At 27.4% G+C, this 16,919-nt stretch carries 17 protein-coding genes; 13 read left to right on the top strand and 4 right to left on the bottom strand.

Translation table 11 applies throughout. From position 1 onward, the window contains the following. The gene (locus tag ACH5BK_RS07730) at positions 1-963 is read left to right on the top strand and encodes a TIGR01212 family radical SAM protein (protein ID WP_404306104.1); all 963 of its coding nucleotides are present in this window, start codon (positions 1-3) and stop codon (positions 961-963) included. 23 nt (positions 964-986) lie between these two features. Here the strand turns inward: ACH5BK_RS07730 and ACH5BK_RS07725 are convergent, their stop codons facing one another. Next, positions 987-1,883: a LysR substrate-binding domain-containing protein gene (locus ACH5BK_RS07725; protein ID WP_404306102.1), complete on the bottom strand. Its 897-nt coding sequence runs from the start codon at positions 1,881-1,883 to the stop codon at positions 987-989. A 117-nt stretch (positions 1,884-2,000) separates the two neighbouring features. Here ACH5BK_RS07725 and ACH5BK_RS07720 point away from each other — a divergent pair, with 117 nt between their 5' ends. From ACH5BK_RS07720 to ACH5BK_RS07665, 12 genes are all read left to right on the top strand, one after another. Continuing rightward, entirely contained in the window at positions 2,001-4,055 is a 2,055-nt protein-coding gene (locus tag ACH5BK_RS07720; protein ID WP_404306100.1) for an ATP-dependent helicase, read from the top strand. 10 nt (positions 4,056-4,065) lie between these two features. After that, positions 4,066-4,914: a tRNA pseudouridine(55) synthase TruB gene (truB, locus tag ACH5BK_RS07715; protein WP_404306098.1), complete on the top strand. Its 849-nt coding sequence runs from the start codon at positions 4,066-4,068 to the stop codon at positions 4,912-4,914. After that, positions 4,914-5,678, top strand: a complete 765-nt coding sequence (locus ACH5BK_RS07710) for a 4-(cytidine 5'-diphospho)-2-C-methyl-D-erythritol kinase (protein WP_404306096.1) — start codon at positions 4,914-4,916, stop codon at positions 5,676-5,678. The genes truB and ACH5BK_RS07710 overlap by 1 nt, the downstream gene beginning before the upstream one ends. Then, a complete protein-coding gene (gene smpB / locus ACH5BK_RS07705; RefSeq protein ID WP_404306094.1) occupies positions 5,679-6,152 on the top strand; it encodes an SsrA-binding protein SmpB in 474 nt (157 codons plus the stop codon). It begins immediately after the preceding gene. Between the two features lie 456 nt (positions 6,153-6,608). After that, positions 6,609-8,075, top strand: coding sequence for a cytochrome-c oxidase, cbb3-type subunit I (ccoN, locus tag ACH5BK_RS07700; RefSeq protein WP_404306092.1), 1,467 nt, complete (start codon positions 6,609-6,611; stop codon positions 8,073-8,075). Positions 8,076-8,090: 15 nt separating this feature from the next. Then, positions 8,091-8,774 carry a cytochrome-c oxidase, cbb3-type subunit II gene (gene ccoO / locus ACH5BK_RS07695; RefSeq protein ID WP_404306090.1) on the top strand — a complete coding sequence of 228 codons (684 nt, stop codon included), beginning with the start codon at positions 8,091-8,093 and terminating at the stop codon, positions 8,772-8,774. A gap of 9 nt (positions 8,775-8,783) precedes the next feature. Further along, complete coding sequence (locus ACH5BK_RS07690; RefSeq protein ID WP_404306088.1) at positions 8,784-9,008, top strand: CcoQ/FixQ family Cbb3-type cytochrome c oxidase assembly chaperone; 225 nt, start codon at positions 8,784-8,786, stop codon at positions 9,006-9,008. A 1-nt stretch (position 9,009) separates the two neighbouring features. Beyond that, positions 9,010-9,900: a c-type cytochrome gene (locus ACH5BK_RS07685; RefSeq protein ID WP_404306086.1), complete on the top strand. Its 891-nt coding sequence runs from the start codon at positions 9,010-9,012 to the stop codon at positions 9,898-9,900. A 1-nt stretch (position 9,901) separates the two neighbouring features. Further along, positions 9,902-10,144, top strand: a complete 243-nt coding sequence (locus ACH5BK_RS07680) for a DUF4006 family protein (RefSeq protein ID WP_404306084.1) — start codon at positions 9,902-9,904, stop codon at positions 10,142-10,144. Between the two features lie 103 nt (positions 10,145-10,247). Continuing rightward, positions 10,248-10,883: a hypothetical protein gene (locus tag ACH5BK_RS07675; RefSeq protein ID WP_404306082.1), complete on the top strand. Its 636-nt coding sequence runs from the start codon at positions 10,248-10,250 to the stop codon at positions 10,881-10,883. A gap of 4 nt (positions 10,884-10,887) precedes the next feature. Next, entirely contained in the window at positions 10,888-11,454 is a 567-nt protein-coding gene (locus tag ACH5BK_RS07670; RefSeq protein WP_404306080.1) for a hypothetical protein, read from the top strand. A gap of 40 nt (positions 11,455-11,494) precedes the next feature. Continuing rightward, positions 11,495-13,819: a PD-(D/E)XK nuclease family protein gene (locus ACH5BK_RS07665; RefSeq protein WP_404306079.1), complete on the top strand. Its 2,325-nt coding sequence runs from the start codon at positions 11,495-11,497 to the stop codon at positions 13,817-13,819. A gap of 51 nt (positions 13,820-13,870) precedes the next feature. Here the strand turns inward: ACH5BK_RS07665 and prfB are convergent, their stop codons facing one another. From prfB to ACH5BK_RS07650, 3 genes are all read right to left on the bottom strand, one after another. Next, complete coding sequence (prfB, locus tag ACH5BK_RS07660; RefSeq protein ID WP_404306077.1) at positions 13,871-14,965, bottom strand: peptide chain release factor 2; 1,095 nt, start codon at positions 14,963-14,965, stop codon at positions 13,871-13,873. A gap of 11 nt (positions 14,966-14,976) precedes the next feature. Then, the gene (locus tag ACH5BK_RS07655) at positions 14,977-15,615 is read right to left on the bottom strand and encodes a c-type cytochrome (protein WP_404306075.1); all 639 of its coding nucleotides are present in this window, start codon (positions 15,613-15,615) and stop codon (positions 14,977-14,979) included. Between the two features lie 132 nt (positions 15,616-15,747). Next, positions 15,748-16,824: a porin gene (locus ACH5BK_RS07650; protein WP_404306073.1), complete on the bottom strand. Its 1,077-nt coding sequence runs from the start codon at positions 16,822-16,824 to the stop codon at positions 15,748-15,750. Positions 16,825-16,919: the final 95 nt, after the last annotated feature.

Here is a 16,919-nt window from a genome sequence, read left to right as displayed (position 1 = left end):
ATGAGTAATTTAAAAGACGTTTTAACAATAGGTAGGTATTTTAAAAATAAATTTGGAGAAAAAGTTTATAAAGTTCCTATTTCAATATCTGGATTTACTTGTCCAAATATTGATGGAACTAAAGCAAAAGGAGGGTGTTCATTTTGTGAAAATGACTCCTTCTCTCCTAATTTAAAAGAGAAAAGAACTAAGTTCAAATTAAATCCTAAAATTAATGAAAACCCATATTTAGATAATCAATTAAAACAACTTGAAATGCAATTTGTTGCCACAAGAGATAGGCTCCAAAATAAATTTGGAGTTGGAAAATTTATAGTTTATTTCCAATCTTTTACAAATACTTATGCTCCTTTTTCAACACTTAAAGCTTTATATGAAAAAGCCCTATCTTTTGATAATGTAATAGGACTTAGTATAGGTACAAGAACAGATTGTGTTACTGATGAGATTTTAGACTATTTAGTAAATCTATCAAAAGATAAAGAGATTTGGGTTGAGTATGGTATTCAATCTTTTTATGATGAAACGCTAGATACTATTAACAGAGGTGATAGTGTTGAAAATATGAAGTATTGGATTAAAAGAAGTAAAGAAAAAGGTTTAAATGTTTGTGGACATTTAATCTATGGACTTCCAGGTGAAAACCAAGAAATGATGTTAGAATCATTTAAGCAAACAGTTGATTTAAATGTTGATTCTATAAAATTTCATCCTTTGTATGTAGTAAAAAACACTCTTTTAACAAATGAGTTTAGAAAAGGAAGATTTACACCAATTACTGAGGATTTATATATTGATACAGTTGTGAAGTCTATAGTTGATTTACCTGAAAATATTTCAATTCAAAGAATTACTGCTGGAATTGATGATGATACTTTACTATCTCCTGATTGGTGTAGAGATAAACATACTCAAATGAAAAAAATAAGATTAGCTTTGGAAAAAGAGGGGCTTAATTATTAAAATAAGTATTAGAGTTCTAATACTTATTTCATTTTTAGAAGATAGTCAACTACATTGTCTATAAAAGCATCATGTTTTCTATCTTTTCTATATGCAATATATAATTTTCTAACCATTTTTTGATTATTTATTCTTGATTCATATAAAGCACCAGATTTTAAAAGTGATTCAATGGCATTTCTTGAAACAATTGAAACAGTTGGTGTTGCATTTTTATCTGAGTGTAAAACAGTTTGTACAATTGTTGTGGCACTTGTAACTTCACTAGTTACATCAAAAGTATCACAGTCAGGATAATTAGCTTTATCAAGATTTTCTTTAAAAATAGCTCTTGTATGAGAATCAGGGTTTCTACATACCCATTTATAAGATAACAGATCTTCTGCTTTTGCTCTTGTTGGAAGCTTCTGATTTGAAAATATTACAATTTCATCTTCCATCCATTCTCTATATACAATATCGTCGTTTGGAACATAGTTTTCAACTAAAGCCATATCAATTTTTTTATCAAGTAAGTCTTGAATTGCTTCATGAGAAACAGAAACATTGATTGATACTTCATTGTTAATATTTTCTTTAAGATTATTTAAAAATCTAGGTAAAATATAGTTTCCAATAATAAATGATGCTCCAAAAACAAAAGTAACATCTTTATTCATAATTTTTAGTAGTTCTTTTTCGCCATTTGCAACACATTTTTCGATCTTTAAAGCGATTGAATAAAGCATTTGACCTTCTTTTGTAAGTCTAATACCATTTTTCTTTCTATCAACTACTTGTACATCTAAGTAATCTTCAATATATCTCATTTGTTGTGTTACAGCAGGTTGAGAAATACCAAGTTTTGCTGAAGCTTTAGAAAAAGACTTTTCTCTAACAACTGTTAAGAATGTCTCTAGTTTAGCAAAATCTGTTAGCATTATAACCTCCGTAAAATAAATTATGATTATAATAACATTTATTTATATATAGAATAATTAAGAGAAATAGTGAATTTAATTTTTATGTGGTATAATTATATATTATTGGGAGAAGAAATGTCAGAAAATCTATTATCATTATTAAACGATTCACAAAAAGATGCCGCACAACATATTGATGGTTCACTGTTAATTTTAGCAGGTGCAGGGTCTGGAAAAACAAAAACTATTACAACTAGACTAGCATATTTGATTTCAATAGGAATTGACCCAAGTTCAATTTTAACACTTACATTTACAAATAAAGCAGCAGCTGAGATGAGAGAAAGAGCTTTCTCTATGATAGACCCAGCTATGATAAATACTCCACCATTATTATGTACATTTCATAAATTTGGTTTACTATTTTTAAAGTTTCACATGACGCAACTTGATAGAAAAAACAATTTCATAATAATAGATACAGATGATAAAAAAAGAATACTAAAATCAATAGAAAAAGATATTACAACTTCACTTTTAGTTAGTGAAATATCAAAGTATAAAAACACTTTAATTACACCTGACGAGGCAAAAGCAGCAGCACAATTAAAGCTTTATCAGCAAATTGCTGATGTCTATGAAAAATATGAAGCATATTTAGAAAAAAATAATCTTGTAGATTTTGATGATTTAATTTTACTTCCATACTTAATACTAAAAAATAATGAAAGATTAGCACAAGAAATAAGTCAAAAATATCAATATATAATGGTTGATGAGTATCAAGATACAAATGAACTTCAATACAAACTTTTAAAGATGTTATGTTCTTCACATAATAATCTTTGTGTTGTTGGTGATGATGACCAAAGTATTTATGGTTGGAGAGGTGCTACTATTAAAAATATTCTTAATTTTAGTGAGCATTTTGAAAATACAAAAGTTGTGAAACTTGAAGAAAATTATAGATCGACTGATACTATTTTAGACCATGCAAATCAACTTATTGAACACAATAGAGATAGGCTTGGTAAAAAACTTGTAGGAACAAGAAAAAAAGGTGATTCTATTAGAATATATGAATCACATGATGAAAATGAAGAAACAAGAAAAATCATTGATGATATTAAAAAACTTTTAGATAGTGGTGTTAGTGCAAAAGATGTAGCTATTTTATTTAGAGTTAATGCCTTATCAAGATCACTAGAAGAAGGTTTTAACAGAGCAGGATTAAACTATAAATTAGTTGGTGGTATGAAGTTCTATGAAAGAGCAGAAATTAAAGATTTAATAGCTTATTTTAGAGTTCTTACTAATTCTCATGATAATTTTTCCTTAAAAAGAATTGTAAATAAACCTAAGCGTGGGATTGGGAAAACCACAATTGAAAAACTTGATGCAAAATCGGCGCAGTTACAAAAACCGATTTTTGAACTTATTCAGAGTTTTAATGCTGAAGAATTAACAGCAGTTGTTGGTAAAAAGAATTCAAGAACATTAAAAGTATTTGAAGCTTCAATTATGGATTTAAAAGAACAGTTAAAAGAATCAAAAATGAAGTTTTTAGATTCTTTTGAAGAAGCTTTTGATTATAGAGCTTCTTATGATACTGTTCCAGATGGATTTGATAGACAGGCTAATATTGATGAATTTTATGGATATATAAGAGATTTCTTTATTCAAAATCCTCACTTAGATTTAAAAGATTTTTTAAATGAAATTGCACTTGAAAGTGAAAATGATGGACTTTATAATGAAGCTGTTTCGATGATGAGTATTCATGCTTCAAAAGGTTTAGAATTTAAACATCTTTTTATTATCGGTTTTGAAGAAGGTTTTTTCCCTATAACAGGTGATGGTAGTGATATAGAAGAAGAAAGAAGATTAGGTTATGTTGCTATTACAAGAGCTATGGATAATTTAACTTTATCGTTTGCTCACTCAAGATTTTATAAAGGGAAAAGAGCCGTTTTAAATAAATCAAGGTTTTTGAGTGAATCAGGACTTATAAAAGGTTGTTTAACAATTGAGAAGCATTCATCTTTCAAAAAAGGTGATTTGGTTCAACATAAAATATTTGGTATGGGTAGAGTTCAAAAAGCAAATAAAGCTGGTAAAGATTATAAACTAACAATTAATTTTGGTGGACAAAGAAGAGATATTCTATCTTCATTTGTAGAAAAAATATAAGAGGTTTTCTTTGCAAAAGAAATTATATAATAAAGAACCCTTAAATAAATTGTTTGTTGTAAAAAAACCAATATTTAGAAGTTCAAACTCTTATTTAAATGAAATAAAAAGAAAATATAAAAATAAAAAAGCAGGTTTTAGTGGAACTTTAGATCCCTTTGCTTGTGGATGTTTAATTGTAGCTTTTGGACAGTATTCAAAACTATTTAATTATATGAGTAAAACACCTAAAACTTATAGAGCAGTTATTTGGTTAGGAGCTCAATCTGAATCATTAGATATTGAAAATATGATTAGTATTGAAAATGAAGAAAAGCTTGATTTAGAAGTTATTGAAAAAGAAGTGAAGAATCTTATTGGTGTTCATGAATATTATCCTCCTAAATTTTCTGCAAAGAAAATAAATGGTAAAAGAGCTTATGATTTAGCCAGAGAAGGTAAAGATGTGCAAATGAAAAAGTCATCTATGAGAGTTTATAATACTAAATTAATATCATATAATCATCCTTTTATTACTTTTGAAAGTTCAGTAAGTGAAGGTTCATATATTAGAAGTCTAGCTCAAATATTGCTAAGTAAACTTTTAAGAAAAGGAACTTTATCATATCTTGAAAGAATTAATGAAGGTAAGTTTTTCTATGAAAATGAAAAAGATTTAAATCCACTTGATTATTTAGATTTACCAAAAAATAAATACTTTGGAACAAAAGAATGGCTTGATACGGGAAGAAAAATATCAATAGAGTATTTAGAAAATAAAAATGATGGAAAATATCTAATAGTATTTGATGAGTTTTTTAGTATAATCCAAATTGAAAATAAAGAAGTAAAATATCTATTAAATAAGGTTTCTTTATAATGTACGCAAAATCTTATGCAAAAGTAAATATCTTTTTAAAAATTTCAGGAAAAAGAGATACATACCATGAACTTGTATCTAGGTTTGTTCGAGTTCATAATATGTATGACGAATTCTCTTTTGTTAAAACGAATAGGAAAGCATTTAATATTATAGGGAATTTTGGGTGTAAATTAGAATCAAATACTGTATATAAAGCATACAATTTGATAAAACACTTGAAGAATGTTGAAGAATTTTTTAAAGAATACAGTGTAAAAATAGAGAAAAATATTCCTGAATTTGCTGGATTGGGAGGTGGTAGTTCTAATGCAGCAACTTTTTTAATAATGGCTAATAAATATTGTAATTTAGATTTAACAAAAGATGAACTATGTGAAATAGCAGTGAAAATTGGTGCAGATGTTCCATTTTTTGTATACGAATATGAAAGTGCAAATGTTACTGGTATTGGAGAAATTGTAGAAAAATTTGAGGAAGAGCCTTTAAATATAAAAACAATAACACCAAATGTAAAATGTGACACAGGAAAAATCTTTACATTTTTTAGAGAATATTTTTATAAAGAAATAAATGAAGAAGAAAGAGCAAAGCTATTAAGTATGAAATCAATTGATATTTTGAATGAGCTTAATATAAAAGAAGCAAATGATTTATATGAACCTGCAATTATGGCTAAGCCAGAATTGGAAGAATACTCAAAAGAAAAATGGTATTTTAGTGGAAGTGGAAGTTCGTTTTTCACTATAAATGAGGAAAAGTAAATGGCAAAAAAAGAAAAAGAAAAGAGCTTAGTTTTTAAAAATAAAAAAGCATGGCATGATTATCATATATTAGATACTTATGAAGCTGGAATTTCTCTTCAAGGTAGTGAGGTAAAAGCTATTAGAGAAGGTAGAGTTAATTTAAAAGATACTCACATTAGAATCATAAAAGATGAAGTATTTTTACTAAATATGCATATTTCTCATTTAAGTACAGCACATACAACTTTTAGACCTAATGAAAGAAGAGATAGAAAACTTTTACTTCATCGAAAAGAAATTGAAAAATTACATACAAAAGTTACTAAAGATGGAATTACAATTGTTGCATTAAAACTTTACTTTAATAAAAAAAATATAGTGAAAGTACAAATCGCAACAGCTCAAGGTAAAAAACTTCATGATAAAAGAGAAGATATGAAGAGAAAAACCATGCAAAGAGAGACTCAGCAAACACTAAAAAATTGGAAGTGATAAAACTTCCAAGTTAATAATAAAATTTACTAAATAACTATTATTAATTGCTAATTATGTAATTTGACTGAAAAATCATTCATATTAAGCTTTTATTCTACTTTAAAATAATCATATTTAAAGAAAAATAAAATATTAGATTTATAAAAATTCAACTTTTTAAAACTAAAAGCAATAACAAAAGCCTATAATAAGGCCTTTTAAAATATATGTTTATCCAATAGATTCAACAAAAACATAAGTTTAGATTATATAAAACTGTAAATAAGAAAAATAACATTAAAATAGCAAAACAGATAATTATTATCATTATAGAGTTGTTATTTAATTGTTAAATATTTGTTAATAAAATACTTAAATACTACTAAAATTAAGTAAAACTTTAGAGGCATTTAGCTAATATTTAGCATAAGTGACGATTTGTGACTTGTATATAAAATTAGTAGGAGGAGATTGATGCAAAACGGTGCAAAAATTGAGTACGATTACTCAGTTGCAAAAGCCTTTACATTTGCAACAATTTTGTTTGGTATCATTGGTATGACAATTGGTGTTATATTAGCGTTTCAACTAGCTTTCCCAGGTTTAAATAACTTAGCAGGGGAATATGGTACTTTCAGTAGATTAAGACCTTTACACACTAATGGTGTTGCTTTTGGTTTTGCTCTAAGTGGTATCTTTGCAGGATGGTATTACCTTTCTCAAAGAGTATTAAAAGTTTCTTTAAAAGAATCGCCATTTTTAATGGCTATTGCAAAATTACATTTTGCTTTATATTTTATCACAATTCTTTTAGCTGTTGTTACTCTATTTATGGGTATTACAACTTCAAAAGAGTATGCTGAATTAGAGTGGCCACTAGACATTTTAGTTGTTGTATGGTGGGTTTTATGGGGAATTTCAATTTTTGGTTTAATTGGAATTAGAAGAGAAAGAACTTTATATATTTCAATTTGGTATATGATTGCTACATTTATTGCCGTAGCAATGTTATACTTATTTAATAATATGGAAGTTCCTACTGCAATGGTATCTGGTTATGGATCGTGGATTCACTCTGTTTCTATGTATGCAGGTACAAATGACGCATTAGTACAATGGTGGTATGGACACAATGCTGTTGCATTCGTTTTTACAACGCCAATTATTGCTTTAATTTATTACTTTTTACCTAAAGAATCTGGTCAAAATGTTTATTCATATAAATTGTCGATCTTAGCATTCTGGGGATTATTATTTGTTTACTTATGGGCTGGTGGTCACCACCTTATTTATTCAACTGTTCCAGATTGGATGCAAACTATGGGTTCTGTAATGTCTGTTGTATTAATTTTACCATCATGGGGATCAGCTATTAATATGCTTTTAACAATGAAGGGTGAATGGCAACAATTACAAACAAATACACTAATTAAATTTATGGTATTGGCTTCAACTTTCTATATGTTATCAACAATTGAAGGGCCAATTCAAGCTATTAAATCTGTAAATGCAATTGCACACTTTACTGACTGGATTCCTGGTCACGTACATGATGGTGTATTAGGTTGGGTTGTATTTATGATTATGGCTGCTTTATATCACATGGTTCCAAGAATGTACAAAAGAGAATTATACTCTAAATCATTAATGGATACTCAATTCTGGTTACAAACAACAGGTATTGTTTTATACTTTACTTCTATGTGGATTGCAGGAATTACTCAAGGTATGATGTGGAGAGCTTATGATGAATATGGTTCATTAGTTTACTCATTTATTGATACAGTAGTTGTATTAAAACCATACTATACTATTAGAGCAGTTGGTGGATTATTATACTTAATTGGATTCTTTATGTTTGCTTACAACATTTACAAAACTGTTAAATGTGGTAGAATACTTGACAAAGAACCAGCTAATGCTACACCAGTAGCTGCGTAAGAAGGAGGGGAAATTATGTTTCATTGGTTTGAACAAAGACCGTTTTTCTTTGCGGTATTAGTATTTATTTTTGTTGCATTTGCAGGTATTGTTGAAGTAATTCCTGATTTTGCAAAACAGTCTAGACCAACAGTTGGTACTAAACCTTACACATTATTAGAGTTAGCAGGTAGACAAGTATATATTAAAGATTCTTGTAATGCGTGTCACTCACAATTAATTAGACCATTTAAATCAGAAACTGATAGATATGGTATGTATTCATTATCTGGTGAGTATGCTTATGATAGACCATTCTTATGGGGATCAAAGAGAACTGGTCCAGACTTATGGAGAGTAGGTAACTACAGAACTACTGACTGGCATGAAAATCACATGTTAGATCCAGAATCTGTTGTACCAGGTTCAATTATGCCAGCTTATCCTCACCAATTTGAGAATATTGCTGATTTAGAAACTGCTTATGCAGAAGCATATACAGTAAAAACAGTATTTAATACACCTTATGATGTAGATATCGATGGTGATGGTAATATTGATGTTCCATTAGGTGATTTTGAAACTGCTATTGCTAAAGCAAAAGCAGATGCTAAAGAAATTGCTGCTGATATGAAAAATCAAGCTGTAAAAGATGCTGTTGCAAACGGTCAGGTTCCTGAAATAGTTGCATTAATTGCATATTTAAATTCTTTAAAATAGAGGTTCTTAATGGATTATGAAACACTGCTTACTGTGCAAGGTTATGCTAAATTCTTTTTGATTTTAGCTGTATTTATTATTTTTTACTCTTATGCTTACTCTATATATAAAAGAGATAAAAAGGGTGAAAGAGATTTTGAAAAATATTCAAAATTAGTGCATGATGATGCAGATGTTTCAGTTCCTCTAGAAGATAGAAAAAAAGATAAAGATATAGATAATAAGGAGAAATAAGATGAAATCTATGGTAGTAGGTGGAATTGTTCTTATCATCGCTTTATTAGCAGGAACTTACTTTGCCGCAGGTGATGCTTTTAAAGGTGATGATTATATTAACAGCTTAACAATGTTAGGTGCTGTAGCAATTATTACAATTACAGTATTTGTAGCACTTAAATATGTTAATCAAATGAAAAATGATACAGCTAGTGGTGATTTAGCTGAAGAAAACTGGGATGGTATTGGTGAATATAAAAATCCTATTCCTTCTGGATGGGGTTTAGCATTTATCGGTGTTATTCTTTGGATGTTTTGGTACTTTACAGTTGGTTATCCAATTAATGGTTTTTCACAAATTGGTCAATGGAATGAAGAAACTATTGAATACAATAAAAAGTTTGAAGCTAAATGGGAAAATCCTTCACAAGAAACACTTGAAGCTATGGGTAGTTCATTATTCTTAGTACAATGTGCTCCTTGTCATGGTGTAGATGCTGAGGGTATTAATGGTAAAGCTCATAATTTAACAAAAAGATTTGCTAAAAATCAAGTTGTTGATGTGATTAAAAATGGTGCAAACAATTTAAAAACTGCATACCCAGCTGGAATGCCTCCAATGATGTTAACAGAAGAAAAAGATATCAATGAAGTTGCAGAGTACGTAGCTAATGGATTCCAAGGTGAACAACCAGCAGCTTATGGTGTTTGTGCTGGATGTCATGGTATGGATGGTAAAGGTATGGCTTACGTTGCACCAAATATTAGAGAATATGATGATGCAATTGTTATGGCTGTATTAAAAGATGGTAAAAAAGGAAACATTGGTGTAATGCCAAGTTTTGATGGAAGACTTAACGAAACTCAAGAAAAAGCATTAGCTACTTATATTAGAAGTTTAGGAGAGTAATATGGCTGGAAATACACAAATGAATGAAAATGAAAGAGGAATCTTTAAATTACATGGTATTACAGGGATGCTTATAGCAACTGCTTTATTACTTACAATCTTAGCAGTATTAACTGTTAATGGTATTAAGGTTCAACAAGACGAAGCTGACAATTACTATAAAATAAATCAAGATTTAAATGGTTTAAAAATGAATAGTAGTGATAACCACAAGCAATATGAGCTTGTTGGTAATGGTAAGTAAGGAGTAAAATATGGAAAAAATTATAGGTGTATTACTTTTAGTTTCTGCCGTAATGACAGCTTACTATGGGTTCTTTGACTCTACTAAAGTGTTCGTTGGATAAATGAAAAATTTAGTTAATTTTAAAATAGCAGTGGTTTTCTCACTGCTATTTTTTTTATCACAAAACTTATTAGCTCAAGGTTTTATTATCAATGATGATAATTTAATTGATAAAAGAGCAGAAGATAAAATCAATCAAATTGGAAATGAAGTAAAAACTAAACTAAATGTAAATGTTTATATTTATACAAAACAAACATTAGGTTTAGATGAAGAACTTCCTATGAAAAAGAAATTTCTCGCTATTAAAAATTTTGAAAATGAAATTTTGCCAGCACTTCAAAAGCCTTATGTTCTTTTAACAGCTTTTATTGAAGAAACTCATGTAAATCTTATTTATTCTAATGAAGAATTAAAGAAAAATATAGATAAAGATGATATTTTAGATGGATATGTTGTGCCTTTATTAGCTTCTAAAGATAAAAATACGCTTTTTGCAAAAGTTAGTGCTTCTATGCTAAATGGATATGCAGCTATAGCTGATACTTTAGCTTCTAAAAAAGAAATTAAACTTGAATCTAGTATAGGAAATCAAGGAAAAGTTTCAAGTACTATTTGGCGTGTGTTTATGTATACAATGATTGTTCTTGGATTATTGGCTTATACTTATGCAGTTTTAAGAAAAAGGAAATCATAAATTTATGAAGAAAAGAAATTATTGGCCACTTTTTTTTATAGGAATATTTTCATTTGTATTTTCAATGATTATATGGACTATATATAGTACTTCTCAAGCTAACATTGATGAAGATCAAAGCTTTATGAAAAAATATCAAGATGTTGATGAAAATTATAATAATATTATAAATTCAAATAAAAAATTTAAAGAATTATATGATTTAAAACTTGTTTTAAATGATAAAACTTTTGATTTAAAAGTTGATGATATAAAATATTCACAAAGAGTATTAGAAAAAATATCTCGACATAAAGATATTATGTTACTAGGTCAAAATACAATAAAAGTATTTGCAATAGATAAAAAATCAAATACTAAAAAAGAAATAGACATTAATATTAAAGTTACTAAAAGTAGTACGGTTGATAAAGATATTATTTTAGATAATAGTCAATTTAAGATTAAAAATAATGGTTATTTAACACAATTTAAAATTGAAGAAGAGAATAATTGGAATATAACAGGTACTTTTACTATAGATGGTAATATTGGTTATATTTATATAAAAACAAATGCTAGAAAAAAATAGACTTTTCGTTTTCCCAACTTCAAGAGCGATTAGAACTTTTTTGAGTGATCAAAAAAATTCTAATACTCTTTTACCTTTTACTTTAACAATTGATGAGTTTTTTAAAAAATCTATAATTCTTAAGAATAAAAAATATTGTGATGAAGAACAAAGATTTTTATTTTTAAAAGAAGCTATTAAAGATTTAGATATTTCAAAACTTGGTATATCTGATAGTTTTACAAAATTTTTAAAACAAAATGAATACATATATAGATTTTTTACAGAACTTTCAAGTGAAAAAATTTCAATTAATGAGATTAAGACAGCTGATACCTATGATTACTATTTTGAACATCTTGAAATATTATCAAAAATTTATGATAATTATGTAGATATCTTAGATAAAAATGATTTTGTTGATAGAGTTACTTATTTTAAATATTATGAATTAAATAAAAATTACTTAGATAAATTCAGTGAAATAAATCTTATTTTTGAAGGTTATTTTACAAAGATTGAATTTGATATTATAAAAGCAATATCTGAAAGAGTAAATTTAAATATAAAGTTTTTTTCAAATGAATATAATCAAAAATCCTTAGAAGTTTTTAAAGATTTTATTTTAGATGATATTATAGATATAGATTTTGAATATATAATAAATATGAATGAAAAAAAAATCACTTATAAAAAAAAGTTAGAATCAAAAAATACAAATATTGAAATAAAAGGTTTTACTTCAAGAATAAACCAAATTGCATTTATAAAGTCATCAATTACAGAATGTATCAAAAAAGGTATAAATCCATCTAATATGGCTTTAGTATTACCTGATGAGAGTTTTGCTCCTACAGTGCAGTTATTTGATAATGAACGATACTTTAACTTTGCTATGGGAAAATCTATAGAAAATAGGAAGCTTTTTGAGGTTTCAAATGCAATATATAACTATCTTAATGAAAAAGAAATAGTGACTATAGAAAGACTAAGATATCTTAAAATAGATAAAAAGTTTGTTGATGATAATATTCAAAAAATTTATACAAAAATTTGTACTATTGAAAACTTTGATTTTTTATGTGATTATATAAAAACATTTGAAACTAATAATGAAATATTACAAAAATTTGATGACTTAATTTACAAGTTAAAAAGGCTACTATTTTCTTCTTCTAATTCATTATTAGTAAAAGATGTATATAAAATATTATTACAAAGAATAAATGAGATTAAATTAGATGATATTAATTCTGGGAAAATAACCGTTCTAGGATTACTTGAAACAAGAGCAAATATATTTGATGCAATTATTGTTTGTGATTTTAATGAACAATTTATTCCAAAGGCTTCTGTAAAAGATAAGTTTTTATCATCAAAGATTAAAGCAATGACAAATCTTCCAACATTAAGTGATAGAGAATTACTTCAAAAATATTATTATAAAAGATTGATTGATTCTTCAAAAGAAATTTATATTTCTTATGTTAACTCTGATTCAAATCAAATTACAAGATTTGCAAATGAACTTTTTAAAGAAAAAGTTGATTATGGTGTTTATGATAATTCTTATAGACATATTTTATATAATAATCATACTTTAAAGCATTTTGATAAAGATATAATTGATAGAGTTGATTTAACAAAATTTTCTTGGTCAGCTAGTTCTTTGAAAACTTTTTTAGATTGTAAAAGAAAGTTTTATTTACAATATATTTTAAAAATTAAAGAGCATTATACTTCTTTGAAACCAAAGGCATTTGAACTTGGCGATATTGTTCATAAAATACTTGAAAGGTATTATACAGTTGATAATACATCATTAGAATTAGATTTTAGAAAAATTGAAAACCTATTTAATGAATATAGAAGTGAAAATCCACTTTTAGCACTTGATCTGGAAATATGGAAAAAGAAACTTTATGATTTTTATTTATATGATTCAAAAAGATTAGAGAATTCAAGAATATTAGGTTTAGAGAAAAGATTTGATATTAATTTTGAAGGAATAAATTTAAAAGGTATTGTTGATAGAATCGATTTTAATAATCAAACAAACAGATATGAAGTTATTGATTATAAAACATCATCTACTTTAAAGGTAGATACTTTAAAAAACTATGATAAATCTATTGATTTTCAATTAGAGTTTTATTATTTAGCTGTAAACGAATTATATAAAACAGATACAATTGATACTTTTTATTATGATTTAAATTCTACAAAATTAATAGAAGAAATTGCTCTTGATAAAAAATTAGAATTATTAAGTGAAAAGCTTAATGACTTAAAAGAACTTAGTAAGAGTGATATAAATTTTGAGAAAACGCAACAAAAGTCCTCTTGTAATTTTTGTATATATAAAACTATTTGTAATAGGGAATAGTTTTTGAAAATAAGTGCGAATTGATTCGCACTTTTAAATTGAATTTTAGTTTTATTTACTTGTAGCTATTAATACATCTTCAATAATCTTAGTAATATCTCCATCTAAAATAGCATCAACATTTGAATAACCAATATTACTTCTTGTATCTTTTACTTGTTGATAAGGTTGAAGTACATAAGATCTAATTTGATGACCCCATCCAATTTCACTTTTTTCAACACCATCTTTATCTGCTTTTTGTTTTTCAAGTTCTAATTCGTATAGCCTTGATTTAAGCATTTTCATAGCACTTGCTTTATTTTTATGTTGACTTCTGTCATTTTGACATTGTACTACAATACCTGACTCTATATGAGTGATTCTAATAGCTGATTCAGTTTTATTTACATGTTGACCACCAGCTCCACTTGCTCTATATGTATCTATTCTAATATCTTTATCTTCAATTTCAATATCAATATTATCATCAATTTCTGGACTTACCATAACAGAAGCAAAAGAAGTATGTCTTTTTGCATTTGAATCAAAAGGCGAGATTCTAACAAGTCTGTGAATACCATTTTCAGCTTTTAAATAGCCATAAGCATTTTCACCTTTTACTATAAAAGAGACATCTTTAATTCCAGCTTCTTCTCCTGGTTGATAATCAAGTAGTTCAATTTTGAAGTTTGATCTTTCTGCCCATCTTAAATACATTCTATAAAGCATAGAAGCCCAGTCTTGTGACTCTGTTCCACCTGCACCTGGGTGAATAGAAACTATAGCATTTGAAGCATCATCAGGGTTACTTAGCATTACAGATATCTCAGTTGATTTTATAAGCTCTTTTAGTTCTTGTGCTTCTTCATAAAGCATTTCAATAGTATCTTCATCTTTTTCTTCATTTGCTAATTCATAAAGTTCATTTGTCCCACTTAAGGCTTCATTTGCTTTGTTGAATTTACTAAGTTTTGAAAGTATTCTATTTTTTTCAATACCAATTTTTGTAGCTGTTTCTACATCATTCCAAAAGTCTTGTTGAGCTTCTAACTCTTCTATTTCTTTTAGTCTAGTATTTAATTCATCAGGTTTTAAAATACCTTTAATATTTTCAAGTTTAGTATTTAATGTTTTTAATAGTTCACTATATTCGTATGCATCCAAACTATTTTACCTTACTTATTTATGCTATTTAAGTATTGATATATTGCTTCAAGTTCATTATTATTGACACTTGCTGCATAAGGTCTCATAATAAATTGATTTCCATTTCCATATTCATGAGAATTTGTATATCTTGCAACTGCATCTTGTATCTCTTCTAATGATAAACTATTTAGCTTTTTTGAACTATTATAAGCTTCAATTTCACCTTTTGAACCATGACATGTTTGACATTTTTTAGTATATATTTTTTGACCTTTTTCTTTTAAGTCAATTTTTCTTTTTATCTCTTGTTCTTTTCTCTCTTGTTCTTTTTTAGCTTCAAGTTTTTTTATAATTTTAGCTTCAAGTTCTTCTGAAGTAAGATTAGAATTTACATTTATAAAATTAGATGAAGATTTAGAGTTTTTGAAAATATATATAAAGTTATATTTTCCTTTATTTGTTGTAGTAATTTTTATATCATCTACATTCCAACCATTTTTTTTCATTTCTTTCACAGTATATATACTTTTACACTCTCCTCCATCAAGTTTAGTGTTTTCAATAGTACTCATAGAGTTATGGTTTTCTTTAAAACACATAGTTGTTTGTGCAAAAAGTGTTGATGTTGTTAAGAGTGTAAGTGTTAGGGGTTTTAAAAGTCTCAATTTTTATCCTTTTATTTAAAAAGGATAGTTTAGCATAAATACTCTTATATAAAATTTTTAGGTAAAAAAAAAGGTTAGAGCAAAGCCCTAACCTTTTAAATAAGTTTAGTAAGTAAACAATCTATTCTATTATTAGAAAGAGTATTTTAACTCAATTGCACCTTTTGTTGAATCTACAGTAGTTGTAGATCCTGCTTCTTCTTCATAGATAGAGTATAATGCTCTGATTTTGAAGTTTTTAGACATTTGATATTTAGCAGTGAATAAAATCTCTTCAACATCAGTTTTAGCAGTTCCATTCATATAGTCACCACCTGCATAATCAAGTGCTAAATTAATGTTACTTGTAACGTTACCATTAACACCTAAAGCATAAAAGTCTGCATCTGTTTTATCAACTGCAACTAATTGCTCTAAAGCCCAAGTTGCTGTTGCATCATCGTCTTTATCAATTGCAACACCTCTATCATTGTCATCACCAGTTGCGATATATGCAGCATTAACTTCAACTACATCTAAGTCAAGTGCAGCAGTTACATTTAATTCTGTATCTTTTTTAGATCCAGCTGCATCTTCTTCTGAACTTGTATATTGTGCCATTAATGCAACTGGTCCTACTTTTGTAGAAGCTTTAACATTATATACGTCTAATACTTCATCAACATCTGCATACCAGATTTCAGCATTTACACCAGCAATATTAGCTAATGCAGCAACTTCCATTGCATTTCTATCTTTAACACCAGTTACTGTGTGGTTATTAAAGTAACCAGCAGCTAATGTTACAGGTCCAACAGGAGCTAATGCAACAATACCAGTACCTTGTTGACCATCAGTAAATGGTCCAGGGATATTTTGTTGACCTACATTAATTGTAGCGTATTGTGTTGTAAATTGGAAGTATGCATCTTCTACATCAACATTTTTGTTATTATTTGCACCAGAATCTTGACTTTCTTCGTCATTTACGTCAATTTTAATGATTGCTTTAACCATATCATTAACTGGAACTTTTGCAGTTAATTCTAAATCATACTCATTTTCTTGATTAGATTCTTTATTAGTTGCAGTATCATTATTTACATCTTTATATTCAAATGTGAAGTTACCAGAAATATCAACACCTTTGATTGCTTCTTCTAATGATCCAGCGTTTGCTGCAGTCATAGCCATTGCAGCTACTAAACTTAATTTTGCGATTTTTTTCATTTGTTCTCCTAAAATTTCGAAATCTTTTATCAGTTTACCGGAGCGCGCGAACTCATTTAAAAACTAGTTTTAAAACTTTTCCGGCTTACCGTTAC

It is taken from the genome of Arcobacter sp. YIC-80 (genome assembly GCF_044841725.1).
GTDB lineage: Bacteria > Campylobacterota > Campylobacteria > Campylobacterales > Arcobacteraceae > Arcobacter_B.
Note: the sequence above shows the minus strand (reverse complement) of the source record. Positions and strands in the feature narration are given on the sequence as shown.

Coding starts and splice junctions, on each gene's coding strand:
- ACH5BK_RS07720 (WP_404306100.1), top strand. CDS start 2,001: ATGTCAGAAAATCTATTATCATTATTAAACGATTCACAAAAAGATGCC.
- ccoN (WP_404306092.1), top strand. CDS start 6,609: ATGCAAAACGGTGCAAAAATTGAGTACGATTACTCAGTTGCAAAAGCC.
- ACH5BK_RS07730 (WP_404306104.1), top strand. CDS start 1: ATGAGTAATTTAAAAGACGTTTTAACAATAGGTAGGTATTTTAAAAAT.
- ACH5BK_RS07690 (WP_404306088.1), top strand. CDS start 8,784: ATGGATTATGAAACACTGCTTACTGTGCAAGGTTATGCTAAATTCTTT.
- ACH5BK_RS07725 (WP_404306102.1), bottom strand. CDS start 1,883: ATGCTAACAGATTTTGCTAAACTAGAGACATTCTTAACAGTTGTTAGA.
- ACH5BK_RS07675 (WP_404306082.1), top strand. CDS start 10,248: ATGAAAAATTTAGTTAATTTTAAAATAGCAGTGGTTTTCTCACTGCTA.
- ACH5BK_RS07710 (WP_404306096.1), top strand. CDS start 4,914: ATGTACGCAAAATCTTATGCAAAAGTAAATATCTTTTTAAAAATTTCA.
- ccoO (WP_404306090.1), top strand. CDS start 8,091: ATGTTTCATTGGTTTGAACAAAGACCGTTTTTCTTTGCGGTATTAGTA.
- ACH5BK_RS07670 (WP_404306080.1), top strand. CDS start 10,888: ATGAAGAAAAGAAATTATTGGCCACTTTTTTTTATAGGAATATTTTCA.
- ACH5BK_RS07680 (WP_404306084.1), top strand. CDS start 9,902: ATGGCTGGAAATACACAAATGAATGAAAATGAAAGAGGAATCTTTAAA.
- ACH5BK_RS07650 (WP_404306073.1), bottom strand. CDS start 16,824: ATGAAAAAAATCGCAAAATTAAGTTTAGTAGCTGCAATGGCTATGACT.
- ACH5BK_RS07685 (WP_404306086.1), top strand. CDS start 9,010: ATGAAATCTATGGTAGTAGGTGGAATTGTTCTTATCATCGCTTTATTA.
- smpB (WP_404306094.1), top strand. CDS start 5,679: ATGGCAAAAAAAGAAAAAGAAAAGAGCTTAGTTTTTAAAAATAAAAAA.